The sequence below is a fragment of the Dictyoglomus sp. SSW genome (assembly GCF_055181335.1).
In genome coordinates this window covers 652,912-679,297 of sequence record NZ_CM143705.1, presented here as the reverse complement: position 1 = coordinate 679,297, position 26,386 = coordinate 652,912, and the positions used below count along the sequence as shown (strand labels likewise).

The 26,386-nt window shown below is 29.5% G+C and carries 23 protein-coding genes and 3 pseudogenes; 4 read left to right on the top strand and 22 right to left on the bottom strand.

The genetic code is table 11. The annotated features are described in order from the left end of the window. Window positions 1-213: 213 nt before the first annotated feature. Window positions 214-810 (top strand): annotated as a pseudogene (locus tag ACY3JM_RS03195) (ATP-binding protein); the annotation flags it as partial. 3 nt (window positions 811-813) lie between these two features. Here ACY3JM_RS03195 and ACY3JM_RS03190 read toward each other — a convergent pair. The 17 genes and pseudogenes from ACY3JM_RS03190 to ACY3JM_RS03110 all read right to left on the bottom strand — a co-directional run bounded on the left by ACY3JM_RS03190 (window position 814) and on the right by ACY3JM_RS03110 (window position 15,497). Then, window positions 814-1,941, bottom strand: a complete 1,128-nt coding sequence (locus tag ACY3JM_RS03190) for a DegT/DnrJ/EryC1/StrS family aminotransferase (RefSeq protein WP_463111703.1) — start codon at window positions 1,939-1,941, stop codon at window positions 814-816. 33 nt (window positions 1,942-1,974) lie between these two features. Next, complete coding sequence (locus ACY3JM_RS03185) at window positions 1,975-2,910, bottom strand: glycosyltransferase family 4 protein (protein ID WP_463111702.1); 936 nt, start codon at window positions 2,908-2,910, stop codon at window positions 1,975-1,977. After that, window positions 2,907-3,935 carry a glycosyltransferase family 2 protein gene (locus ACY3JM_RS03180; protein WP_463111701.1) on the bottom strand — a complete coding sequence of 343 codons (1,029 nt, stop codon included), beginning with the start codon at window positions 3,933-3,935 and terminating at the stop codon, window positions 2,907-2,909. The genes ACY3JM_RS03185 and ACY3JM_RS03180 overlap by 4 nt, the downstream gene beginning before the upstream one ends. Before the next feature lie 7 nt (window positions 3,936-3,942). Then, the gene (locus ACY3JM_RS03175) at window positions 3,943-4,956 is read right to left on the bottom strand and encodes an O-antigen ligase family protein (protein WP_463111700.1); all 1,014 of its coding nucleotides are present in this window, start codon (window positions 4,954-4,956) and stop codon (window positions 3,943-3,945) included. A gap of 307 nt (window positions 4,957-5,263) precedes the next feature. Then, window positions 5,264-6,508: a glycosyltransferase family 4 protein gene (locus ACY3JM_RS03170; RefSeq protein WP_463111699.1), complete on the bottom strand. Its 1,245-nt coding sequence runs from the start codon at window positions 6,506-6,508 to the stop codon at window positions 5,264-5,266. A 24-nt stretch (window positions 6,509-6,532) separates the two neighbouring features. Continuing rightward, window positions 6,533-7,540: an SDR family oxidoreductase gene (locus ACY3JM_RS03165; protein WP_463111698.1), complete on the bottom strand. Its 1,008-nt coding sequence runs from the start codon at window positions 7,538-7,540 to the stop codon at window positions 6,533-6,535. 143 nt (window positions 7,541-7,683) lie between these two features. Beyond that, window positions 7,684-7,920 (bottom strand): DUF433 domain-containing protein, encoded by a 237-nt coding sequence (locus ACY3JM_RS03160; protein ID WP_463111697.1) that lies wholly within the window; start codon window positions 7,918-7,920, stop codon window positions 7,684-7,686. 16 nt (window positions 7,921-7,936) lie between these two features. Continuing rightward, the gene (locus ACY3JM_RS03155) at window positions 7,937-8,110 is read right to left on the bottom strand and encodes a DUF5615 family PIN-like protein (RefSeq protein ID WP_463082636.1); all 174 of its coding nucleotides are present in this window, start codon (window positions 8,108-8,110) and stop codon (window positions 7,937-7,939) included. A gap of 148 nt (window positions 8,111-8,258) precedes the next feature. Then, window positions 8,259-8,381 (bottom strand): annotated as a pseudogene (locus ACY3JM_RS03150) (N-acetyltransferase); the annotation flags it as partial. A gap of 123 nt (window positions 8,382-8,504) precedes the next feature. Then, a pseudogene (locus ACY3JM_RS03145) lies at window positions 8,505-8,720 on the bottom strand (DapH/DapD/GlmU-related protein); the annotation flags it as partial. 17 nt (window positions 8,721-8,737) lie between these two features. Next, a complete protein-coding gene (locus ACY3JM_RS03140) occupies window positions 8,738-9,715 on the bottom strand; it encodes a Gfo/Idh/MocA family protein (protein ID WP_463082637.1) in 978 nt (325 codons plus the stop codon). Between the two features lie 146 nt (window positions 9,716-9,861). Beyond that, a complete protein-coding gene (locus tag ACY3JM_RS03135; RefSeq protein ID WP_463082638.1) occupies window positions 9,862-10,008 on the bottom strand; it encodes a hypothetical protein in 147 nt (48 codons plus the stop codon). Between the two features lie 315 nt (window positions 10,009-10,323). Then, window positions 10,324-11,616 carry a nucleotide sugar dehydrogenase gene (locus ACY3JM_RS03130; RefSeq protein ID WP_463111696.1) on the bottom strand — a complete coding sequence of 431 codons (1,293 nt, stop codon included), beginning with the start codon at window positions 11,614-11,616 and terminating at the stop codon, window positions 10,324-10,326. Window positions 11,617-11,639: 23 nt separating this feature from the next. Then, window positions 11,640-12,038, bottom strand: coding sequence for a type VII toxin-antitoxin system HepT family RNase toxin (gene hepT, locus ACY3JM_RS03125; RefSeq protein ID WP_463111695.1), 399 nt, complete (start codon window positions 12,036-12,038; stop codon window positions 11,640-11,642). Beyond that, complete coding sequence (mntA, locus tag ACY3JM_RS03120) at window positions 12,035-12,475, bottom strand: type VII toxin-antitoxin system MntA family adenylyltransferase antitoxin (RefSeq protein WP_463111797.1); 441 nt, start codon at window positions 12,473-12,475, stop codon at window positions 12,035-12,037. The genes hepT and mntA overlap by 4 nt, the downstream gene beginning before the upstream one ends. Window positions 12,476-12,484: 9 nt before the next feature. Further along, window positions 12,485-13,558, bottom strand: a complete 1,074-nt coding sequence (gene wecB, locus ACY3JM_RS03115) for a non-hydrolyzing UDP-N-acetylglucosamine 2-epimerase (protein WP_463111694.1) — start codon at window positions 13,556-13,558, stop codon at window positions 12,485-12,487. A 226-nt stretch (window positions 13,559-13,784) separates the two neighbouring features. Then, window positions 13,785-15,497, bottom strand: a complete 1,713-nt coding sequence (locus ACY3JM_RS03110; RefSeq protein ID WP_463111693.1) for a polysaccharide biosynthesis protein — start codon at window positions 15,495-15,497, stop codon at window positions 13,785-13,787. A 367-nt stretch (window positions 15,498-15,864) separates the two neighbouring features. Between ACY3JM_RS03110 and ACY3JM_RS03105 the strand changes: the two genes are divergently transcribed. Continuing rightward, complete coding sequence (locus tag ACY3JM_RS03105) at window positions 15,865-16,542, top strand: peroxiredoxin (RefSeq protein ID WP_463082645.1); 678 nt, start codon at window positions 15,865-15,867, stop codon at window positions 16,540-16,542. Between the two features lie 36 nt (window positions 16,543-16,578). Here the strand turns inward: ACY3JM_RS03105 and ACY3JM_RS03100 are convergent, their stop codons facing one another. Beyond that, window positions 16,579-17,748, bottom strand: a complete 1,170-nt coding sequence (locus ACY3JM_RS03100) for an MFS transporter (RefSeq protein WP_463111692.1) — start codon at window positions 17,746-17,748, stop codon at window positions 16,579-16,581. Window positions 17,749-17,826: 78 nt separating this feature from the next. Between ACY3JM_RS03100 and ACY3JM_RS03095 the strand changes: the two genes are divergently transcribed. After that, the gene (locus ACY3JM_RS03095; RefSeq protein WP_463082647.1) at window positions 17,827-18,291 is read left to right on the top strand and encodes a DinB family protein; all 465 of its coding nucleotides are present in this window, start codon (window positions 17,827-17,829) and stop codon (window positions 18,289-18,291) included. A 224-nt stretch (window positions 18,292-18,515) separates the two neighbouring features. Here ACY3JM_RS03095 and ACY3JM_RS03090 read toward each other — a convergent pair whose 3' ends face one another. From ACY3JM_RS03090 to murJ, 4 genes are all read right to left on the bottom strand, one after another. Next, complete coding sequence (locus ACY3JM_RS03090) at window positions 18,516-20,312, bottom strand: ABC transporter ATP-binding protein (RefSeq protein WP_463111691.1); 1,797 nt, start codon at window positions 20,310-20,312, stop codon at window positions 18,516-18,518. Continuing rightward, window positions 20,313-22,043, bottom strand: a complete 1,731-nt coding sequence (locus ACY3JM_RS03085; RefSeq protein WP_463082649.1) for an ABC transporter ATP-binding protein — start codon at window positions 22,041-22,043, stop codon at window positions 20,313-20,315. It abuts the gene before it with no gap. Window positions 22,044-22,194: 151 nt separating this feature from the next. Further along, complete coding sequence (locus ACY3JM_RS03080; protein ID WP_463111690.1) at window positions 22,195-23,595, bottom strand: metallophosphoesterase family protein; 1,401 nt, start codon at window positions 23,593-23,595, stop codon at window positions 22,195-22,197. Between the two features lie 119 nt (window positions 23,596-23,714). Next, window positions 23,715-25,322 (bottom strand): murein biosynthesis integral membrane protein MurJ, encoded by a 1,608-nt coding sequence (murJ, locus tag ACY3JM_RS03075; protein ID WP_463111689.1) that lies wholly within the window; start codon window positions 25,320-25,322, stop codon window positions 23,715-23,717. A gap of 96 nt (window positions 25,323-25,418) precedes the next feature. On the opposite strand from murJ, the gene ACY3JM_RS03070 reads away from it, so the two are divergent. Beyond that, window positions 25,419-26,366 (top strand): ABC transporter substrate-binding protein, encoded by a 948-nt coding sequence (locus ACY3JM_RS03070; RefSeq protein WP_463111688.1) that lies wholly within the window; start codon window positions 25,419-25,421, stop codon window positions 26,364-26,366. Window positions 26,367-26,386: the final 20 nt, after the last annotated feature.

Below are 26,386 nucleotides of genomic sequence, written 5' to 3'. Positions count from 1 at the left end.
ATATCTATAAATTAAAGATCTTATATAAATAAATCTTTTAATTTATGTTAAGAAAACTTTACCAAAGAAGAGACTTTAGAAAGAGTTAATCCTATACCCTTTATCTTAAAAGGTTTCATGCTACCATTATTATATATAAATAATTTAGAATCTATCCTTGTATGGTGGGAAGGATATATAAAAAAACATAATTTATAAAGAAATCTTAAAGCTCTCTCTCAAATAGATAACCTTCTTGATTTTAGAAAACTTATATCAGCTTTAGCTCTAAGAAGTGGAAATATAATTAATCAAACGGAAATAGCAAGAGAAATAGGAATAAGTCAACCTACTGTTCATAGATATATAAAACTTATGGAAATCTTAAATATAATTAGAAAAGTCCCTGCAAATTTTTCCAACAGACTAAAAAGAATTATAAAATCACTAAAAATATTCTTTATAGATCCTGCTTTTTGTGCTTACCTATCATAATATCACAACAAAGAAAGCTTAAAAATTGCTTGTGAGTTTGGGAATTTCTTTGAGTCTGTGCTCTTTCTTAATCTTCAAGCATATTCAGAACTTATTATTCCAAAAGGAAAACTATATTATTACAGATCCATATCTGACAAAGAAGTAGATTTCATCATTGAATGGGGAAGAAAAATCCTTGCTTTTGAGATTAAACTTACAGAAAACCCTACTATGAAAGATATTAAGAATCTTTTAGACTTTATTAAAGAAAGCCCAAATTCTGTAAGAGGAGTGCTTATTTACAATGGAAATTCAATAAAATATCTTCACTCAAAAGTAATTGCTATTCCTTAGTGGTTATAATAATATATTAGTTTTTCTTTCCATAACTCTTGCCAAAGTTGACACAACTTCTTCTATTTCTTCCTCTTTTAAATTGTTATGAAAAGGTAATGCTAATGTTCTTTTTGAAATATTTTCTGTAATTGGAAGCATTCCTTCTTTTGTTCCAAACATTTCTCTTATATAGGGCTGTAAATGAATAGGAGAAAAATAGCCTCTTGCAGGAATTCCTTCCTTTTCCAATTCTTTTATTATTTCATCCCTATCCAATCCCTCTTTTAATGTTATCACATATACAAACCAGCTCATGCGAACATACGGTTTCACTATTGGAGGCCTCACCCATGAGAATTTTCTCAATTTCTCTGTATACATTCTTGCAACTCTTTCTCTTTTTTCCAAAAATGTTTCAATTCTTCTTAACTGTGAAACTCCAAGAGCTGCGGACATTTCATCCATCCTATAATTGTAACCCAATCTCTCATGTTCAAGCCATGCGGACATTTCACCTCTTCCCTGATTTCTTAAGCTCCTTGCCAATTTTGCTATTCCAGGATTATCTGTTACAATTATTCCACCTTCACCTGTTGTCATCTGTTTATTAGGATAAAATGCAAAACAAGCAGCATCTCCAAATTGCCCTATTTTCTTTCCCTTATATTCTGCACCCAAAGCCTCACAAGAATCATCTATAATTTTCAAGTTATACTTATCAGCAATTTCTAAAATCCTATCCCACTCTGCAGGATGACCAAAAATATCTACTGCCATGATAGCTTTTGTTTTTTTTGTAATCTTTCTCTCCAAATCATCTGGATCTAAATTATAAGTTTCAGGTTCTATATCAACAAAAACAGGTATCCCCTTCTCAAACAAAATAGCATTTACCGTTGCAGCAAAAGTAAAAGATGGTACTAAAACTTCATCTCCGAGACCTATTCCTAAGGCTCTTACTAAAATATGGAGTCCTGCAGTACCAGAGCTTACTGCCACTGCATACTTAACACCAATATAATCTGCCATTAATTCTTCAAACTCTTTTGCCTTAGGTCCCAAAGCAAGACGTCCAGATTTTAAAACTTCTAAAACCGCCTGTATATCATTCTCATCTAAATCAGGAGCAGACATAGGAATTTTTTCCATAGCTTCACCTCAAAAAATAGTCATTTATTTTTATTAACTCTTCAAAAATCCTAATTTATATCCTATATATAATAAAATGATCCATATCGCGATTCCAAATACAAAGCTAAAAATAGGAGTTAATAAATAAAATATAATTCCCATAATACCATTGATAATAGCAATAAGATAAATAATTAACACTGTACCAATATAATTATTAACAATATGGTAAAGTTTGTTATAAAAATGACCCAAGTCTGGAACAAATAAGGATTTACCAGCTAAGAAACGTCTTAATATTGTTAAAGCAGAATCGTATATAGGAATACTATAAATAAAAATAAGAGCCACAAGTGTAGAAAGATTTGTATGTGAGCTTAAGATTTTGAGACCTATGAGTCCTATAAATGCCCCAAGAAAAAGACTACCTCCATCTCCCATAAATATCTTAGCAGGGTGAAAATTAAAGAAAAGGAATCCTAAAACTGCTAAGGCTACTACCAACATTATATCTTTCATCCAATAACTTAAAAAAATTGAAACAATCAAAACAATACCCCCAGCAAGTCCATCCATTCCATCTATCTCATTTAGAGCATTTATTGATCCCACTATATAAAAAGTAGAGAAAAAAATATCTAATATATTTATACCAGTAAATCGCCATGAATTAATAACGCCTATTATTACAGCTAAGATAATCTCAATAATAAATTTTATCTTTTGAGGAATAGAAATTATATCATCAATAAAGCCGATAAGAAATATTAAACTAAGAAATATTATTTCAAAAAAATTTAAAACATTAGGAAATAAAACAAGTCCTAAAATAAAAGTTAAAAATATCCCTAATCCACCTGTTCTTGGCACAGGTACTCTATGAATCTTTTCGAATGATGGATTATCTATAATTCTTATCTTACGACCAAAGAAGATAGAAAGATATGTGGCCAGAAGAGAGAAGATAAAAAGGAAGATATAGTTCATTCTTTTACCCTCTCAAAAATATATCTATCCAATAAAGCTTTAAATGAACCTAATCCGTAAGAAATATGAAATATTGGAAATAAGAACAAGAGCAATAACTTTCTAATAAGAGATTTACCATCTTTTATAGAGAAGAAAAATAAAAAAAGAGTATATATAATTAAAGGCATCATATATATATATCTGATCCATAGTAAATTCGTAGAATTAGTTATTAGAATAATAAAAAGTAAAGATAGAAGATATAGAACAAAATAAAAAGGAACTTTATGCCTAAGGTAAGATCTTGAAGATGCAACAACCCAATAACCATCTCCAAATGCCTTTTTAATAAGTCCTGAAATATTATTTCTTACATAATATTTTATTTTCATATCTGGATGAGTAAGAAACTTATAACCTAGTTTTAAAATTCTATCGTGGAGATCTATATCCTGATTCCTCTTTAATGCTTCATTAAAATATCCAATCTCATCAAATATCCATTTCCAATAAAGTCCGAATACCGCAGTATCGGTATATTTAGGTTCTTTAACCCCGGTTCTAAAGGCAGAATTTCCCACCCCAAATTTTGAAGAGAAAAGATCTGCAATACTCTCCCCTATTTTCCCATCTCCTACATTTTCTAAAACTCCTCCCACACATACAACTTTCTCTTCCTTTCTTTTTAAAAGTTCTCTAACTCCTATCTCTACGTAATCTGGATAAATTTCACTATGGGTATCTATTCTACAGACAATTTCACCTTTAGCATTTTTTATACCTATATTCCATCCACTGGCTAATATATATTGAGGGTTATTTATCATACTTATACTAATACCTGTTCTTCTGAGTTCCTCTATCACTTTTTTTACTAACTCTCTGGTTCCATCGGAAGACATACCATCAACAATAATAATCTCTATTAATTCCTTAGGATAAGTCTGATTTAAAAGAGAATTAAGGCTTTTTTGTATGTAACTTCTCTCGTTTCTAACAACTATTAACAATGTTATAAAAGGTAAATATGAAATTTCTAACATTAATCGCTTATCTCTCCTTCCTAACTAATAAACTATATGCTACAGCCGTAGCCCAAAAAAACCATGTATAAGGAGCAGTTATATATTCATTAAATAAAAACATAATTAAAATTGTCAAATGGCCAACAAAAAACCCAATAGATAAATATACTTCCTTTTTACCTATAGTGTACAAAATAGTTTTATACAATACTTGTAATATTGAAAACAAAAACAGTACCAAAAAACTAAAACCTATAAGACCAAATTCTGCTAAATATGATAAATATAAACTATGTGGTTTTGCTGGAATAGTATTTTCATTAAAATAATATAAATAATTCTCTAAACCTAAACCTGTTCCTAATAGCCAATGTTCTTTAAATATTCTAATCGATTCTTTTATTAATAGATATCTTCTATAATCTGACTCTCCTTCTTTTATTTCTCCGAATTTGATCACTTTATTTACTGTCTCAAAACCAATTATTATTTTTTCTTTGAAGTGTGGTATATTAATCATCAAAATATACAATAATATTGTAACTAACAAAAATCTCAAAATTCTCCTTAACAAACTTAACAAGTTGATTCTATAAAAATTCACAATATGATATATAATATAATACATAAATAAACTAAATACAAGTCCTATATAGGCTGTTCTACTAAAAACAAGTATAATATTAATAAAAATTATAATAAAGATAATTAAAAATTTAAAAGTTTTATACATTCCATAATCTATTGCAGCTAAGATAATTGGTATAAAAGGTACAATTGAAAAAATATATCCATTCTTATTAATAAATGCCCAGGGATTTGCATCTCCAAATTTAAGAAATAAAAAACGAAATATTCCTATTAGAGAAATAATTGAAAACGTAAAAATTATATTTTTTAAGTAAGTTATAAAATTTTTTAAACATATATGCCTATTATATATTCTTATTAAAGAAAGAAAAGATAATACATAAAAAATCCACATAACTAAATAAATAAACCAACTCCTATAATTCTTTACAATTAAAACTGAAAACATACAATAAAATAAAATTCCATAAATTGAATACCTTATGAGAGAATTAATTTTTTCAATTCTAAATTTATTAAAGACGATAATAAATAAAAAAGTAATAATGAACAGCATATATCCCAATGGTATGCTAAATATAGTATAAGTATGCATCCCTTGATAAGGAATTATTATAAAAATAGAATTAAAAATCAAAGAAAAATTCCATAGATGTAATAATGAAAAACAACTAATCTTCATTTATTTAAACATTCCCTCATAATTAACAAAAATAATATTTTATTAAAATTTTAGAAAAACAAATTTTTATAATTCAATTATTTATTATTTTTTTAATTAACTCTATTTCTTTAGAAATTCTAACATCCCAATCCCAAATTTTTTCCTCTGCGAACAAAATTGCATTTCTAGACAATTCATCCCGCTTACTTGAATTATGGAGAAGTTCAAAAAGATATTTACTTGCTAAAGATATAATTACTTCTTCCGATTCATTCGGAACAATTAATCCATTAAATTCATGTTTAATAAAACTTGCAGTATCACCAGTATCACGAGTAATAATAGCCTTACCGAGTGATAAAGATTCTAATAATACATTTCCTACATTAGAATATTCATAAAAGAAAAGCAATATATCTGATGCTACAATGTATTCTAATGCCTTAATATGATTAGTTTGACCTGTAAAAAAAACTTTTGAATCCAAACTTAAATCATGACATAATTGTTTAAGATTCTCCATTTCTCTACCACTTCCAACTATTATAAGTCTAGAACTAACTAAAGCATTTTTATTTAGCATCTCTGAAAATACTTTTATAACAAGATCAATTCTCTTCCATTTAACAAGTCTTCCAACACTACTTACAATCAAAGTATGTTCTGGAATATTTAATTCGCTCTTTATTTCTTTCTTTATTTTATACTCTCTATCTTTTAAAGTTCTTAAAAGCGGTTTGTCAACACCATTAATCCAAAAATATACCTTTTTAGGAGGAATATTAAGCAACCTAGCTACCACATCACCTTTAGTACCATCATTTGTTATAATAAAAACATCCACAGGTGATTTAAATAAAAATATTTCTGGTAATGCGCTTATAAATTTTCTTAAAGACTTATAAATTAACTTCTGATATAAAAATGTTCCATAAACTCTTGAAATAACCTTAATACCAAATATTTTTCCTAGCAACGATGCTGGTATACTCATATAACCAGTTGAATATATTATATGTGGTCTATATAAAAAACAAACTACAGCGCCTATTACTATAATTTGGAACATTTGGAAAAAACGTTCTATTAATTTTAAAAATTTATATCTACTTCGAGGTTTATAAATTTTATAAAATATAAAATTCTGTCCTAATGATAGTGATGTATTCTTATTAGAAGGATATAAAAAATAAACTATAGCAATTTCAATAAACCTTTTGAGTATCATATAAAATGATGGTAAACCAGAAGGTTGTTGTCCATGGATAAGCCAAGAATCAATTCCTGAATAACTATCAGATATAAATAAAATCTTTATTTTTTCTAAATCTTTCATGTTAAATAGACCTAATTTTTATTGTTAACTTATCTCTTTGACACTTTCTATCTTTAAGAACCAAAACAGATATAACTTCAATCCATTCTTCACGTCAATCTTAGGTTTAAACCCTAGCAATTTTATTGCTTTTGAAATATCAGCTAAACTATGTCTTATATCCCCTTTCCTAAATGGCCCATAAATTGGCTCTATTTTTGAAATCCTTTTAGCTTTATCTTTATATCCATTACTACTAAGATATTCAACTATTACATCTTTTATCATTCTAAAAAGTTCATTCAATGAAGTTTGCTTTCCATATGCTATATTATATACTTTATTTAAAGCTTCAGGATTATCTGTTTCCATTGCAAGAATATTAGCTTGAACTACATTATCCACATGGCAAAAGTCTCTTGTAGTCTCCCCATCACCATAAATAACTGGTGATTTTTCATTAATTAAAGCATTAAAAAATTTAGGTATAACTGCTGCATAAGGTCCATAGGGATCTTGCTTTTTACCAAAAACATTAAAATAACGTAATCCTATAGTTTCCATTCCATAAATATTTGAAAAAACATTAGCATAAAGCTCATTTGTATATTTTGAAACTGCATAAGGAGAGAGAGGTTTACCTATTCTTTCTTCTACTTTAGGCAAATCTTGAATATCTCCATAAACAGAAGACGAAGAAGCATATACAAAACGCTTAATTCCATTTTTATATGCTGCCCATAACATATTCACAAAACCTGTAGCATTACACTGATGTGTAGTTAAAGGATCTTCTATTGAACGAGGAACAGAACCTACTGCAGCCTGATGAAGAACAACATCTACACCCTTACAAGCCTCAAGACAAACTTCTATATTTCTAATATCTCCCTCAATTAATTTAAATTTAGAATTTCTAAGAAATTCTTCTATATTTTCTTTCTTTCCTGTTATAAAATTATCCAAACAAACTACCTCATATCCTCTTTCAAGTAAAGCCTCACACAAATTAGACCCTATAAATCCTGCACCACCTGTTACTAAAACCTTCATTCATAACCTCCCATATTAATCATTATATTAACTACCTAAAGTTAACTATTTTTTATTTTAAATCTATTTATTAAAAACCTTAGAAATGATAGTTTCATTAACATTGGTAAATACACAAGAGGGTCCACAAAATACTTCCATCCTTATTTACCTAATATATATTCTTCTTCAAGAGCTAGTAATTTAGCAGCATAAAGGAGAGAAGCCTTTATATCATCTTTTGTAATAAATGGATATTCTTTAAGTATATCCTCTTCAGTATAACCATAGGCTAATTTTTCTAATATTATTTCAACAGTAAGCCTTGTACCTTTTATCACAGGTTTCCCCAACATTATTTGAGGATTCATTTCTATTCGCTCTAAAAGATTCTCTATCATTATTATTTCTCTCCTTTCAAGGGTATAAATCTAAACTTGTTATCAGAGATAATTTAGCCAAATCCAAAACCTCATTATCTCTCATGGTAGGATTACTTTCTGCTATCCAAATGATATTATATCCCATTTCTCGAATTAAATCTACTATTGCCTTTTCAACATTTACATCCGCAAGAAATTTGACTCTCATATACCTAATCTTATTTATAACTTTTTTCTTCTACTAGAATAATCTTCTTATCTTCCATTCTATATTCATTTCCACAACTTTTACAAATTGCTTCATTATTCTCATTAAAATCCAATCTTGCTCCACACTTACATACCCAGCCAATCTGTCTTGCTGGAACTCCTACTACAAGAGCATATGGCGGTACATCTTTTGTCACTACTGCTCCTGCTCCTATAAAGGCATATTCTCCTATTGTCACTCCACATACTATGGTAGCATTCGCACCAATAGTAGCTCCTCTTTTTACTAATGTTTTCCTAAATTCATGCTTCCTCTCAATAAATGCCCTTGGATTTATTACATTGGTAAATACACAAGAAGGTCCACAAAATACATCATCTTCTATTTCTACTCCTTCATAAACACTTACATTGTTTTGTATTTTTACATTATTGCCTATTTTTACATTTGGTCCCACCATTACATTTTGTCCAAGCACACAATTTTTACCTATTTTACTTCCACTTAATATATGACAAAAGTGCCAAATCTTTGTACCTTCTCCTATTTCTACTCCATCATCCACATAAGAGCTTTCATGTACAAAATATGGTTTATTATTTGACATATATCCCTCCATCATATTTAATTTAAGCTACTCTCACCTTTATTTGTCAACTTTATTGCCTGTTCAAGAACAGCTAATACCCTTAATCCTTCATAACCATCTGTTATTGGTCTTTTCCTTTCTTTAACACATTCTATAAAATGAAGAAGCTCTAATTTTAATGGTTCATTATTTTCGATAGCAATAACTTGCATTTCTTCCTTCTTAGCTATAGGGTATCCATTATTAAATTCTACTTTATGAGGGTATAAAAACAACTTTTCTTTAGTGGTATCATCAAATACAATCATACCTTTTGTACCTATTACTACTAATTTTTGTTCTTTAAAAGGATGCCACCAACTTACAAATATATGTCCTTTAATTCCATTACTAAACTCAAGAGATGCCCAAATTCCATCTTCAACCCCTTTTGTTATAAATCCAAACCCTTGAGAATATATATTAATAGGCATATCACCTACTATACTAAGAATCAAAGATATATCATGAGGGGCAAGACTCCACCATGCATTCTCATCCTTTCTAACCTTCCCTATATTTAATCTATGAGAATAAATATAAAGAATATTACCTATAGCACCATTTTTTATCAGTTCTTTCAATTTATTTACAGCTGGATGATACTGCAAAATGTGCCCTACCATAAGAATTTTTCCCTTTTCTTCCGCCAACTTAACTATATCTTCTCCTTCTCTTACAGATATAGCCATAGGTTTTTCTACAAATACATCCTTACCACACAATAGAGCTTTTTTGACCAATTCATAATGAGTTACTGCAGGAGTTGCTATAGCTACAGAAGTTATCTCTGGATTTTGAAAAATATCTTCTACTTTTTGAGTGTAATTTACATCTGGAAAATCTTTTTTTCTTTCTTCAATAACCTTTTCATCAAAGTCACATGCTGTATGAAGAACATTAAGTTCATACAAATTCCTTAATATGTTTTTACCCCAATATCCGAGCCCTATAAGTCCTATAAATTTATCCATTTTATCTATATTACCTATTCACCTATTATTCATTACCAACTTTTTCATATATCTCTATTTGAACTCCATATCCAAGTTTTTCTAAAAAATTTTTACAATCCTCCCATGCAAGACCAAAGGCTGGAACATTAGATAATCCAATATAACTAAATATCTCTTATTAAATCAAAATAACTTTCTTCAAAGTCTTCTTCCATTAAACATTTTTCAGCCCAATCCACAAGCTCATCTAAAGAAATTCTACTATAAAGATAATCTATAATTTTTTTGGCTAAATCTCTTCTTGTTATCATAAAAATACTAAAAACCTCCTAATTTTAATTAATTTACATCATTTTTATTAACTTTTCTATGGCCAAGATCTTCAGGATACTTTATGTGAACCTCTGTTAATTCCCCTTATCATTATAAATCTCTTGATAAAACTTTATAGTATTCTCATCAATATCAAACTTCTTTTACGTATTTAGCCCTCCATCCAGCCTTTCCTTTAATTTGATACCAATACTTTCTACCCATAAATACTCTTCCCAATTTTTAAATTTCTTTTCGTTAAGTTTTCTCTTATTATATTCCATCCCACATCTTCAGGTCATCGATATCTTCTCTTACAAGATTATTACTCTTTCATCTATATCAATTCCTCTTTTTCTCAATGCATTTCTTGTATCAACAATTCTTTTTGCATTATTATATATAGTATTATAATCTATATTATCATGATCTGTAACAATTAATATACAATCAGCATTTTTAACTTTTTCTTCTGTTAATTCGCATGACCTATACACTTTATCGTTACCATTTGCATTTATTTTTATCTCTGATATATAGGGATCATAATACTCCACTTCTCCACCAAGTCTTTCAAGTTCTGGAATAATCTTTAATGCTGGGGATTCTCTGGGATCTGCAATATTAGGTTTGTAAGATACTCCTATAATAAGTATCTTTGATCCGTTAACTGATTTTTTATCCTTATTAAGTGCTTCCATAACAAGTTGTACTACATATTTAGGCATACTATCATTAATTTCTCCAGCAAGCTCTATAAATCTCACCTCAAAATCATACTCTTTGGCCTTCCATGAGAGATAAAAGGGATCAATAGGAATGCAGTGACCTCCCAGTCCTGGTCCAGGATAAAAGGGCATAAAACCGTATGGTTTTGTTGATGCAGCTTGGATAACCTCCCATATATCAATACCCATCTTATTACACAATATTGCAAGCTCGTTTATGAAAGATATATTTACAAGTCGAAATATATTTTCAAGAAGTTTCTCCATTTCTGCCACTTTAGGCGAAGAAACCTTAAATACTTGTGAAACTATTAGGGAGTAGAGTTCTGCTGCTTTATCATTAGAAACCTGATTTATTCCTCCAACCACTTTTGGTATATCTTTTGTAGTAAACTTTTTATTTCCGGGATCTACCCTCTCTGGAGAAAAAGCAACATAGAAATCTTCTCCTGCTTTCAGTCCACTTTTTTCTAATATTGGTACCAAAACTTCTTCTGTAGTACCAGGATAAGTAGTACTTTCTAAGACAACTAACTGGCCTTTTTTTAATTCTTTGGATATCTCAGTCGCAACATTAACTATGTATGAAATATCAGGTTCTTTGTGAGGACCAAGAGGAGTTGGTACACATATAATTACTGCATCAGAATCTTTAACAGGTTCAAAATCAACATAAGCTTTTAAATTACCACTTCTTACAACTTGTAATAAATCATCACTTTTCACATCATCAATATATGATTTACCTTTATTTACCATTTCTACTTTCTTGGGATTTTGCTCAATCCCATGCACTATAACTCCAGCTCTTGCAAATTCCAAGGCTAATGGAAGTCCTACATAACCCAAGCCTACTACAGATATTTTTTTAAAGCTCATTTTTCAATCCTCCAGTTCTTTATTTAATTATTTAATTCTATATAATAGATGAATTCTCTAAAATCACCTACATTATTTAAAAATTCATACAAACGAGATAAGTCAATTTTCATATATTCATGTACAAGTAGGTTCCTCAAACCTATCATATTAATCAATCTTTTACCTAAATCTTCAGGTATATATCCATTTTTTATTAAAATCTCTATACATTCTCTATAATTTTTAGGACTTCCTAAATTATTACTACTTACTAAAGCACAAGATATATCTACTACTTCTTGAATACACTCTAAAATTCCATATCTCAATGCCCATTGTTTAATTTTGTCTTCTAAAACATCTTCTAATGAAGTATTTTTCCTAAATTCTTCTAATGTTATTAAATTTTCTTCTAATCTTTTTATTCTTTCTTTAATCATTTTCTTATTCCAAACTTTCTATTTTTTATTCTCTCTTTTAAATCTCTATCCATCATTTTTCTCAAATACTCTGTATCCATATATTCTATAAATGTCCTATATTTAAATTCAACAAATTTTTCCTTATTTATTACATAAATAGGCATTCCTTTTGAAATTATCTCAAAAGCCATAACAGGGTCCATCTTATAGAGATTATTTAGTATCACAATATCTACATTCTTCTCCAATTTAGTTTCTAATCGAGAAACTATATCTCCAATCTCCAAAAGTTCTAAATCTCTTTGTAAATGAATTGCAATATCAATATCGCTATCTTCTCTAAAATTTCCTTTAACTAAGGATCCAAATATTATTACAAAATCAACTGGATAGTCTATTATAATCTCTTTTAGCTCTTCTTTAGTTTTTTCAACAATATCTTTTTTCATAACCATCAAAGTAATTTATGAAATTTCCTTTATTACAACCTCTTTCATCTTTGGAGCAGAATAGTAATCACTAAAATCTACATAATCTCCTTCTTTAATATTTCTCTCAGCTTCTAATATTTTTTCTATGTTTGCTCCCACCAATGTATTCCATCCATATTTTACAGTCTCAATCCACTCAGTTTCATCCCTTAAAGTAATACAAGGTACTCTTAACCAAAATGCTTCTTTCTGTACTCCACCAGAATCTGTAAATATGGCAAAGGCATTCTTCTCCAAACTTATCATATCCAAGTATCCAACAGGATCTATTAATAAAATATTCTCATTGTCTAAATACTTATCTAAATTAAACTCCTTAATTCTGCTTCTTGTTCTGGGATGAATAGGAAATACAGCTTTTCTTCTAAATTGAGCTATAGCCAAAAGTATATTTTTTAACCTATCATAATTATCTGTGTTTTCAGCCCTATGAATAGTAAGAAGATAATATTCTTTAGGATTTAGCTTCAAGTTTTGTAATATTTTACTTTTTTCTTCACTCATTCTTGAAAAATACATAAGAGCATCAAACATTATATCTCCTACCAAATAAACTCCTTTTGTTATACCTTCTTTTTCCAAATTTTTAACTGCTGTCTCTGTAGGACAAAACAGTATATCAGAAAGATGGTCTGTCACAATTCTATTTATCTCCTCAGGCATCATTTTATTAAAACTTCTAAGTCCAGCCTCCACATGAGCTAATTTTATATGAAGTTTAGATGAAGCTAAAGCACCTGCCAAAGTAGAATTTGTATCTCCATAGACTATAACTAAATCTGGCTTTCTCTTCATAAGTACTTCTTCTATAGCTATTAACATTTTTCCTGTCTGCTCACCATGAGAACCTGATCCAATACCAAGATTGTAATCAGGCTCTGGAATTTCAAGTTCTTTAAAGAATATATCACTCATATTATCATCGTAATGCTGACCTGTATGTACAATTGTCTCTTTAAAACCTTCCTCTCTTAAGACTTTTGAAAGAGGAGCAAGTTTAATAAATTGTGGTCTTGCACCTACAATGGAGACTATATTAAGTCCCATCTAAATTCTCTTCCTTTCTTTATATAAACTTACCTCTTATCATAAAAGAAATATCATAATTTCTTTATAATCTATATAATCTATCAAATTTTCTATTTCAATTTCCTTTACAGGACACAAAAATTTATAAATCTAAATTATCATCAGACATAGCCAAAAATCATTACCACTAATAATAAAATCTCTTTCTAACAGTCTCTAATCCTTATGTTTTGAAATGTATAATCTATGATACTCCACTTTCTTTTATGACTTTTTTTGTTAAATTCATATCCTTTTTATATGTGGGAATTAATCCTATAATTACCCTTTCAATTTCTTTCTTTTCCCTTTTCTTTGCAGATTCCAGTAGTTCTTGTAGTTTTCTATTAAAAGTATTCCTATCAATACCCATACTTGAAACTATCTTATATATCTTAGGATGAGAAGTTTTTTCAATTTTTTCTTCCTTTTCCCAAAGTTCTTCTTTTAATTTTTCTCCAGGTCTAAGTCCAATTATCTTTATTCCTATATCATCAACCGAATGCCCAGAAAGTTCAATAAAGTTTTTTGCGAGATCTAAAATCTTTACTGGCTTTCCCATATCAAGCACAAAAACATCTCCAGAAGTTCCTATACTTCCTGCCTGAAGCACAAGTCCTACAGCCTCCGGAATAGTCATAAAATATCTTTCCATCTCAGGATCTGTAATAGTAATAGGGCCACCACTTTCAAGTTGTTTCTTAAAAACCTCCAGTACACTTCCTCTACTTCCTAAAACATTCCCAAATCTTACCGCAATAAAACTGGTTTTTGAATGACTATTGTAAAATTTAACTAACATCTCTCCTATTCTTTTTGTAGCTCCCATAATGTTAGCAGGATACACCGCCTTATCAGTAGATATAAAGATGAATTTCTCTGCTCCTACATGTATACTTGCATCCATGACATTTATGGTACCAAATACATTATTAAATATCGCTTCATCAGGATTTTCCTCCATAAGAGGCACATGTTTATGGGCTGCTGAATGAAATATTATCTGAGGCCTCTCCTTTTCAAAGACATAAAAAATTCTATCTCTATCCTTTATATCTGCTATATATGATTTTAAAGAAAGATCTGGATAATATTTTTTTAATTCCATTTCTATATTAAAAATACTATTTTCTCCTCTTCCAAGAAGAATAAGTTTTTCTGGCTCATATTTTGCTACTTGCCTACATATCTCAGAACCTATGGAACCTCCTGCACCAGTTACAAGAATTTTCTTATTTTTTATATATTCCCTTATTTTCTCCGAATCTAAGTTTATTACATCCCTTTCAAGCAGGTCCTCAATTCTTACATTTCTTATCTTGTTAATACTTACTCTGCCATCTATAAGCTCCCAAATACCAGGAAGTGTCTTTACGGGAATTTTCAATTTAGAAGCCATACCAACTATATCCCTTATTAAAGATGAGGGGGCTGAAGGTATAGCAATGAGTACCTCATGCACAGAATTATTCTTTGCAATCTGATGCAGAGAGAATATAGGTCCTAAAACCTTTACTCCATGAATTATTTTTCCAATTTTATTCTTATCATCATCAAGAAAGCCAACAACGTTATAATTTAACTCCTTATGGGTTTTAATCTCCCTTAATATTTTCTCTCCCGCATCACCAGCCCCAATGATAATTACATTTTTGTAATGATTATTTAGAGGTTTCGGATGTTTAAAAGTTTCATAAAACCATCTTATAAAAGCCCTTAATGAAAAAAGCATTATAAGAGACAAAACATAGGAGATTACAAATATAGAACGAGGATAACCCTCTAATGGAAATATCATACCTAAAAGATAAAAATTAAGCTTTTCAAAAGTAAGTGCAAGGGTTAAATCCTTTAATGCGTCTAAACTAAAATATTCCCAAAGAGTTCTATATATTTTAAATACTAAGAAATAAAACATAAAAAATATGATAATTTCCCTTAAAAGAGCGTACATTATAATTGGGATATACTTTTGGGGAATTGAAAATTCAAATCTTAGAAAAAAAGCAAGAAATATAGAAATTATAAAAAAAAACCAGTCCAATAAGATACGTACCCAAGTTTTTTTAATTATTCTAACCAATTCAACCCCCAACATATTTTATCTTTCTTAATCTACATTTTTTTGTTTATTATATCATAAAGAATGTAATTTAAAAGTGATTTTCGTCACTACTGACAATCTTCATAAATTTATTTTTAAATCATCTCATATTGCAAAAATTTTTCATTTGTGATAATATAAAATTGAAAATAATAATTATTTTAAAAAAGGAGGTGTAATTATGGAGAACCTTGAAAGAAAAGGGCTTCCACTTCTTGGTGAACCTTTCCCAGAAATGAAAGTTTTAACCACTCATGGTGAGAAAGTACTTCCTAATGACTATAAAGGTAAATGGTTTGTACTTTTTAGTCATCCTGCAGATTTTACTCCAGTATGTACAACTGAGTTTGTGGCCTTTCAAAAAAGATATGAAAAATTTAGAGCTCTCAATACAGAATTAATAGGTTTAAGTATTGACCAAGTCTTCAGTCACATAAAATGGGTTGAATGGATAAAAGAAAAGTTAGGCGTTGATATTGAATTCCCAATTATAGCAGATGATACAGGAAAGGTGGCAGAAAAGCTTGGTTTAATCCATCCAGGAAAAGGAACAAACACTGTAAGAGCTGTATTTGTCGTTGATGATAAGGGAATAATTAGATTAATACTTTACTATCCACAAGAAGTAGGAAGAAATATGGACGAGATTTTAAGAGCAGTAGAAGCATTACAGGTATCTGACAAATATGGAGTAGCCATGCCCGCTCACTGGCCAGATAGTGAAGTTGTTGGTAAAGACCATGTAATAATTCCTCCTGCAAAGGATGTAAAAACAGCCAATGAAAGACTTGAATCTGCTAAAAAAGGAGAAATTGAATGCTTTGATTGGTGGCTCTGCCATAAGAAATTAACAAGATAATAAAAAATAATAGTAGAAATTTAAATAAGGTATCCCCTAAACAGGGGATACCTTATTTTTTGATTCCTTTATACATTTTATTGAAATTAAAGTGGAAAGCAAAGAAACAAAGGTTAGAAAACGATACATACCTTTCAATCCAGAAATATCAGCTACAAATCCTGAGATTACAGGTCCAATTGTTGAAGATAAGGACATACCCATACTTAATAAACCTTGAGCAGTAGCCCTTTCTTCTGGATTAACTAAATCATTCATATAAACAACAGGGATAGTACCTATAACAGCAAAGGTTAAAGAGTGTAATAATTGAATTAAGATTATATGCCACGGATTAGTAGTTAATGTATAAAGAAAGATCCTTATAGGAAGAACAATAGAGGTAAATACTAATAAAGGTTTTCTTCCTACCTTATCAGATAAACGTCCCCAGATAAGCATAAAAGGAATTTCGGAAAAGGAGCTTGCTGAATAAGCAAAACTTATATGTTTACTTTCACCCCCTAAGGATCGAATTAAAAGATTCACATTAGAAGATGCTCCAAGAAGAGCTACGTAGTAAATAATGTAAAATAAAAGAAAATTTCTAACATCAGATCTTAAAATTAATCTCTTTATATTCCTAAAGTCAACCTTAGATACACTAATCTTAGAAGAAGGTTCTTTCACAATAAGAGTTATTGTTAAGCCTAACATATATATTAAACCAATCATAACAAACATAATCTTAGGCTCTACCAGTTTAGGATAAAAACCTGTAACAAGCATAAGTAATAAAAAACCTATACTTCCCCATATTCTTATAGAGGCATAATGGGTACCAGTATTTTCGGATATAGCATAGTCCATAACAAGTACATTAGCCATAGTAGTTATAGTACTTACAAAAACCCCTAAAAGAAAATAAACAAATATAAAAGTCCAAAAACTATTCAATTTAGGAAAAACAAGAGAGTAAAGAATAATAAGCATAATAAAGCTTAAAATAATAAATGGCTTTCTCTTCCCTATCTTATCTGATAAATAACCTATATATACCTGAAAAATAGTCCCAGAAAGCGATGAGATAGCAGATAAAAGCCCTATCATTCCAATAGAAAAACCTTTTATTTCTCTTAAATAAACAGGTACAAAGGAGAAGATAAATACCCAAGCAGAAAAGTATATAAAAAAGAATACTTTTAATAAAAAAATCTCTTTTTTCATAAGTTTTATTTTACATTTATGATAAACTATAAACAAGACCATCAAATCCACAAATATACCTTTTAGGAGGTGTCCATCATGAGAGATCGCTTAGAAAGGATAATAAAATACATGAATGATGCATTCCAAAAAGACAAAGGATTATGGTCTCACTCTGTAATGGATGTTCTTGAAAATGCCACTTCAAAAGAGGCAGTTTTTAAAAAGGAAAATACCCATAGTATTTGGGAGATAACAAATCATTTAATTTTTGGGAAAGAATATCTCTTAAGTATCCTTGAAGGAAAAGATCTTCCTTCCGAAGATGACTTTAAAACTCCCACTGATACCTCTGAAGAGGCTTGGAAAAATACAGTTAAAAGACTTGAAGACGCACATAATAAGCTTATAGAAATATTAAAAACCAAGAATGATGATGACCTTGATAAAAATATTGGAGAATATGGTACATTAGAAGACAATCTATATGGTATAATAAGTCATGACTGTTATCATGCTGGGCAGATAGTTTTTATTCTACAACTTATGGGAATTGAGTTATAGATGTTAACAAATTTTTAAAATAATTAATATAACTTTAACCCTTTTTGGTTGACACCATATTAAATATTTGATACCTTATTTAACGAAAGTTGATGTTATTAAAAAAGTTTAGGAATAAAAAGTAAGGTTAGTAAGTCTAAAAAAGTAAAAAGAGTAAGTTAGAGAAGACACCTCCCCCTCTCACCCCCTCCCCCTGAGTCCCCCCTCTCAGGGGGTTTATTTTTTTATGAGACAATTTCACTATTTCTTTCCTCCCAATAATTAAATTGGGACATAAACATATGATAATAAATTCCTTTCTTTTTCATAAGTTCCTCATGATTGCCTATCTCTAAAATCCTTCCGTTTTCAATAACTATAATTTTGTCAACATTTTGCACAGTAGATAGTCTATGAGCAATAATAATAGAAGTTCTTCCCTTAAGAAGGATCTCAATTCCCATTTGAAGTAATCTCTCAGTATAGGTATCTACACTCGCTGTTGCCTCATCAAGTATTATAATTTTAGGATTTGCAATAAGAGTTCTTGCTAAAGAAATTATTTGTCTTTGTCCTAAAGAAAGCCTCATACCTCGCTCATTAATGTTTGTATCATAACCCTTCTCCATATTAGAGATAAAATCATGGGCATAAACCTTCTTTGCTGTCTCAACTACTTCATCATAAGTAGCATCAAGTCTTCCATATTTTATATTTTCAAGAATAGTACCCGAGAATAAAAATGTATCCTGAAACATTACTGCGATCTGTTTTCTTAAGCTCTCTAATTTAATCTTTTTAATATTTATCCCATCAATAAGAATCTCTCCTTCTTGTGGATCATAAAATCTACATAACAGATTAACAATAGTACTTTTACCTGCACCTGTATGTCCAACAAGAGCCACTTTCTCCCCAGGTTTTATTTTAAAACTTACATTATCCAAAACCTTTCTCTTTCCATCATAAGAAAAGGAGACATTTCTAAATTCTATTTCTCCCTTTATATCAATATCTATTGCATCTTCTTCCTCTTTTATATTGGGCTCTATATCCATTATTTCAAATATTCTCTCCGCACTTGCCATGCCTATAACAAAATTGTTATATAAATTAGAAAGGTTCATTATAGGTCTCCAAAACATGCCTATATAGCTTGTAAATGCAATAAGAAGGCCTACAGAAATATCACCTGAATTTATCATCTTTACTCCAAAATAGAAGGTTATAACAGTACCTATTCCCCAAGAAAACTCCACCATAGGCCAGAATAAATCATTTATTCTCACAGCTCTAACAAAAGCCTGCCTTACATCCCACGCAAGCTCTGAGAATATATTTGCTCTATATTTTTCTGCTGTAAAATATTTAACAACTCTTATTCCAGAAAAGTTTTCATGAGTAAAAGCATTAAGGGTAGATCCCTTTTTCCTTACTACTTGCCATCTTTTTCTGCTTATGGTTTGTATTGAAAAAAGAACTACAAACAAAAGAGGCAGCATAGACATAGCGTATAAAGCAAGTTTTGAATTAAGATAAAACATTATTAACAAAGTAGCAATTATAGTAACAGAATCAGGTATAAGATTTGTAATACTCATATTAAAAAGATTTGCTAAAGAGTTTACGTCACTTATTATTCTCGCCAAAATTTTTCCCACTGGTCTTTCATCAAAAAAGGTAAAAGAAAGCTGTTGAATATGATTATACAAATCTTGCCTAATATTTAATAATATTCCATGGGTAATCTTTGACATTCTTTGAGTTCTTTTCTTAGCAGATATCATAGATATGAGATTTAAGACAATCATTAAAATGCCAACAAGAATTAATCCATTACTATCCTTATCTTTAATAAATCTATCAATAGCAAATTTTATAAAATAGGGATTTAGTAAATCGACCACCATAACTACAAAAATGAAAAATAATACTATAAAGACTTCTCTCTTATATGGCTTCAAATATTTAAAAAGCCTCTTAAGTATGTCTATACTTACCTTCTCTTCCAACTTTTCGTCTTCTCTTAATGCATAAGGCATTTAAACTAATTCCCCCTCAATAAAGGCAAATTTTCCGTACTGCTCTTGATAAATCTCATAATACCTACCCTTTTTTCTTAAAAGTTCCTCATGTTTTCCTCTTTCTATAATCTCTCCCTTATCAAGTACTATTATTTCATCAGCATTTTTTATTGCAGAAATCCTATGAGCAATAATAATTTTTGTTACTCCCTTATATTTCTCCAAAGATTTTTGAATATAAAGCTCTGTCTCCAAATCAAGAGCAGAAGTAGGATCATCAAGAATCAAAATCTTAGCAGATCTTACCAATGCACGAGCAATAGTTAGCCTTTGTTTCTGACCTCCAGAAAGGCCAAGACCTCTTTCTCCTATAACAGTATCAAGCTTTTCTGGTAGCCTCATTACAAAGTGATAGGATCTTGTATCCTTTAAAGCTTGTATTATTCTTTCATCATCTATATCCTTCCCAAGTTTTATATTCTCCCTTACTGTATCAGAGAAAAGAAATATATCTTGAGGAACATATGAAAGATGTTCTCTCAAAAATTTTAAATCAATTCTTCTTATATCAATACCATCTATTAATATCTCACCTTCCCAAGGCTCATAAAATCTTCCTAATAAGTTCACTAAAGTGGTCTTCCCAGAACCTGTGAGCCCAATAATACCAAGAGTTTCCTCAGGTTTTAGATGGAAACTAATTTTCTTTAACACATACTCATCTTTATATTTAAAAGATACATTCTTAAACTCTATTTCTCCCTTTATATCCCTAATATCTACTTTCTCAGTTATGTAAGGTCTTTCCGATCTCTCTTTAAATAACTTATCTATCTTCTTTAAGGAAGCCAAACACTGAGCTAACATATTAACAATCCAACCCCCTAATCTCACAGGCCATACAATCATAGAAACATACCATGAATAAGAAACTAACGTACCAATAGACATCTTTTCTGCAATTACTAAAAGTCCACCAATAGTAATAGATAAAGCTATTGAAAAATTAGTTAAAAATTCCATCCAAGGAAAATACTTTGCAAAAATATTTGCCTGTTTTACATTTAACTCATAATTTCTCATATTCTCTTTAAAAAACTTCTCTATCTCATATTTCTCTCTACCAAAGGATTTTACAACTCTTATTCCAGCTATATCTTCTTGAGCAGTAGTATTCATTCTAACCCCTTGATCTGATATCTCTCCATATACCTCATCATTTTCTTTTTCAAGTCTATAAGCTGTATAGCCGATAAAGGGAATTACGAGAAGTACTATTAAAGTTAATCTGAATTCAATAGAGAAAAGGATTATACTGGCGATAATAAAATAAAAAAGCTGTTCTATAAAAAAGACCAACCCAAAACCAAAAGTAAACCAAATATTTTCAATATCTTCTCTGATTCGGGACATAAGCTCACCAGTATTTATGCCATCAAAAAAAGAAAAAGGCAAAGTTTGAAGATGTTCGAAAAGATCCTTTCTCAGCTCATAAGCAAGTCTTGATCCACCTAAATCCATAAAATATTCTTTAAAGTATCCAAGAAATACTCTGGAAATTGTTATCAAAGTTAAGAATAGAAGTAATCGAGATAAAGGAGTTATATCTTTCCCTATAATTACTTTATCAACAAGCACTCCAACAATTTTAGGATTAAACATATCAAGAGATAAAGCCAAAATAGCGCAGAAAATAGCCGATAAAAAAAAGTGCAAGTTATTCTTTATATATTTCTTTAATCTCATCATATTAAATTACACCTTTATGAAATTTTATTTTTTTCAGTTACTTAGTAAGACAAGTTTATATTATATATTCCCTCATACAAAAATAAAACCCCTTTCGCCTTATTCATGACGAAAGGGGGAATTAGAAAAATAAGATTTTTACTAAGGTTATTTATTTAACAACATTAAGATTCAAGTCTATTACAGTGTCATTGTCATCAGGGGGAAGATCAGAAAAATAAGAAATCAAAATTTTTCCTATTAAGATTTCATTATCATCCTCAGAATGTGCTAAATTATCAAAGAATTCTAATACTAATTTACTAATTTTCTCGTCTCCTTTGTAATGAGAGATAATAGCATCAGGCAAAATATCAATGATCTTGGAATTTGGAGCTATATCCGAGGGTAAATCAATAGATAAAAGATTATTGGCCTTTAACATTGCCTCTACCCTTGATAAACCTTTCTTCATTAAATAACCCGCAAAATATTGTGGGATAATATTTTTTATCCCTGTCTTTAAAAAGTCATAAGCATAGTCTTGAAAAGAAATACCTTTTATATCGAAATCAATCTTTTCTACCTTTTTATTACCGACAATTAGTTTGTTATCCTCTGTTAATGTTATCATTCTGTAAGGACAAGGATATGTAACAAGAGAACCTGTCTCTATATCCAAGAGAAAATTACCATTTTGAAAATCCTTTCTCACTATATCTTGGGCATGGAAATGGCCAGTAAATATCACATTTAGTCCTTTTTCTGCAAATAATTTAGCTACTTCCTCATAATTATTTATAATATATTCAGGAAATAACATCTTTTGACCTTCGAAGTGTTCTAAAATACCATGATGCATCATTCCAAAAACAATTTTGTTTTCCTTTTTAGCAATTTCAACTTGTTTTAAAATCCAGTCTAAAGTCTCTTTCGATATTTCACCCTCTGTTTTTGAATATGGATTATATTTACATGCATCTATAGCGATTATCCTTACATCTTTTATAGGTTCAACTACATAACTTAAAGAATTATTATCCACAGCTATTGCCTCTTTATATCCAAATTCCCAGTAAATTTTCTTAAACTCTTCTGGTGTCACACTTTTTACAGCTTCTACCTTATCCCCATCATACTTGTAAGCATGATTATTATTTATATCATGATTACCATTTATAACATAAACTTTTTTACCGTTATCTTTTAGTTCCTTTAAATAATCAGCAAATTCAAGATGAGATATCTCTTCCCCATCTTTTGTCAAATCTCCTGGAATCAAAACAATATCCACATCACTACTTTTAAGATCTTCTATTACCGCCTTTAAAATAGCAGGACTTTCTAAGATCATCTTTCTATCCATCATAATATATTCTTCAAATTTAGGACCTCTTTTAATTAACAAGTTAGGGCTGAAGTAATGAGGATCAGAAAATATTGCTATTTTTGCTTTTACCTTTTCCATATTTGCCATTGCAGGATTTAAAAAATTAAATAAAGATAGAAGTAAAAAAACTAAAAGTAAACTCCCCATTACTAATACTACTGTTATACTTTTTTTCTTAAACATTAACTTACCCCCTTTTTAAAATTTTTTCATTTTCAAATATAAGGGAAGTACATTAAACATGGGTTTAAATACTCTTAAGAATTTATTGGAAGAGTTCAAAGATTTTTTAAAGAGGGAGATTATTTAATTCCCAAAATTCCTGATACTAATTTTAAACCTTTATCAATTAGACTCCAAATTTTTCTTGCCTCATCAATTTTCCATCTTTTTCCTAAATATAGATATAACATCACAACAATACCTATAGCAGAAAATAAATTAAAAGCAAGATAGATTTGTTTTGATGGTAAAACACAATCTAAAAATTTATAGATAAAAAACGCAAGCATACCTATAAGAGCTCCAGAAATCATAAATTTTATAATATCTCTTTTGGTCTCTTTTGAAAGAACTTCTCCTATTTTTAATCTAAAGGATCTGTAAAGCAGTACAAAAGAAATAAAAGAAGCTAAAGAAGTAGCAAGAGCAAGACCTCTATGGGCAAGAGGTTTAATAAATATAGTGTTTAATGCTATATTTGAAAGGAGAGCTAAAATAGAGTTAATAGTAGGTGTTTTTGTATCATGAAGGGCATAAAATCCTCTCACCATAATTAAATTAATACTCATAAATACTAATCCAATAGAATAGAAGGTTAACGATTCTGATGTCCTTTGGGTAGCAATAGCATCAAAAGCTCCTCTTTGAAAAGCAAGCTGGACTATAGGGGTTGAAAGAAATATGAGTCCAAAAGTGGCTGGAATAATAAAAAATAACAGTGCTCTTATGATTTTTTCTATAGATAGTTTGAATTTTTCTAAATTATCATTTTGAGCACTAAAAGCAAGGTCAGTATATATGGCTGTAGCGAGGGCATTTACAAATAAATTCATAGGAAGTTGATAAATTCTACTTGCATAATTCAAGGCTGATATACTACCTTCAGAGAGATAAGATCCAAAAATTCTATCCACTGCCATATTTAAGATTCCTACACTTTGTCCCAAGAATATAGGCCCTATAAGGATAAGCGCTTTTTTTAGACCCTCATATTTTAGATTAAACTCCCATCTTAAATTTACCCCAATTCTTTTAAGAGCTGGAATAAGAAGAATATATTGGACAAATACATTAGCAAGATAGCCCCATGGAAGTATGTAAGCCCCAAATATTTTATGAAATAAAAATATAGATATAATGAAAATAACACTTCCAAGTAGTCCTGCAAGATTTGGAATAAAAAAACTTTTTTGAGAATTATAAAGTCCAGTAATTAAACCATAAGTGCCCCAAAATATGATAGAAGGAAGCATAATATAGGTAAAACTTAAAGTAAGATTTCTTGTTTCTTGATTAAATCCTGGAGCCAAAATATTAACTATAAAGGGAGCTAAGAAGTACGCAAGAAGTGTAGTACCAATAAGGATTATCAATATGTCAGTAAGAAGAATAGAAGTAAACCTTTCTGCTTCTTCTTTTCCTTTCTTTTCTCTCCATTCAGCATAAAGAGGTATAAATACTGCTGATAATGCTCCTGAAATAAGTCCCGCAAGAACTCCAGGTATAGCTTGTGCCACTATAAAACTATCAGTAAATTTTTTTGCTCCAAAAAAGGCAGCAATCATCATTTCCCTTAAAAAGCCTATTATCCTACTAATAGTTGCAAGGATTGTAATCAAGATTGCTGCCTGAGTGACGTTTTGTCTAAATATTAAATTTTTAAACTTTTTCTTTAAACCACTATCCATAAACAGATGTAATTATACATCAAAAATAGAGAATTTAAAAAGATCACGATTAATAATTTTTAATATTTCTTAAATATTTCTTTGATATAATAATTCGTGAAAAAAATAACAATTTGTGGAGGTGATAGCTTGAAAAATATATCTAAACTAATCTTCACATTAACCATTCTTCTCTTTATTCTTTCAGCAAACACCTTTTCCCAAATTCAAGAGATAAATGTTTTAATACCTTTTGGACCATCTATAATTCCCTTTGCTCCTTTAATGTCAAGCAATAATCAAGTAGATATAAAATTTAACTTTATTATTTGGAGAACAATTGATGAACTGGCAATAAAAGTTAAAGATGGGAATTTTGATATATTGATTTCTCCTTTTGTAACCCTTGTAAATCTTCAAAATAAAGGAATTATTAAAGCAAGACATTTAGCCACATTTAACTGGGCTTCTTTTTATCTTGTTACTAATAAAAATAAGAAAGATTTTGTAGGAGAAAATATATATATCGCTCAAAAAGGATCAACCCAAGATATTATATTTTCTATTTATCTACAGGAAAAGAATTTAAAAGACAAAGTCCATATCTACTATTCTACACCTCAAGAAATAACCACACTTTTTATAGCTAAAAAGATAAATTATGCCCTACTTCCAGAACCCTATGTTTCCATGTGCCTTTCTGAAGGAGGATCTATAATCCTTGATATCCAAAGAGTATATAGAGATTTTAATAAAGCCCATCTTCCTATAACATCTATAGGTATTAATGAGAAAATAAGGAAAGATTTAGTAATAAAAATAGATAGAATTTTTAGGGATAATTTCAAGAAACTTCATGATAATCCAGATCCTTTTATAGAAAAAGCATCCAGTATATTGAAGATAGATAAAAATATAATAAACTTATCCTTTAAGAGACATTCCTTTAGATATCAAGGAAACTCAGCTAAAAAAGACTTATTAACATTTTTAAACTTTATTTTGGAAAAAACACCTCAAGTAATAGATAATAAATTGCCTAATGAAGAATTCTTTAAGATTTAAAATAATATTTTGGATTATAT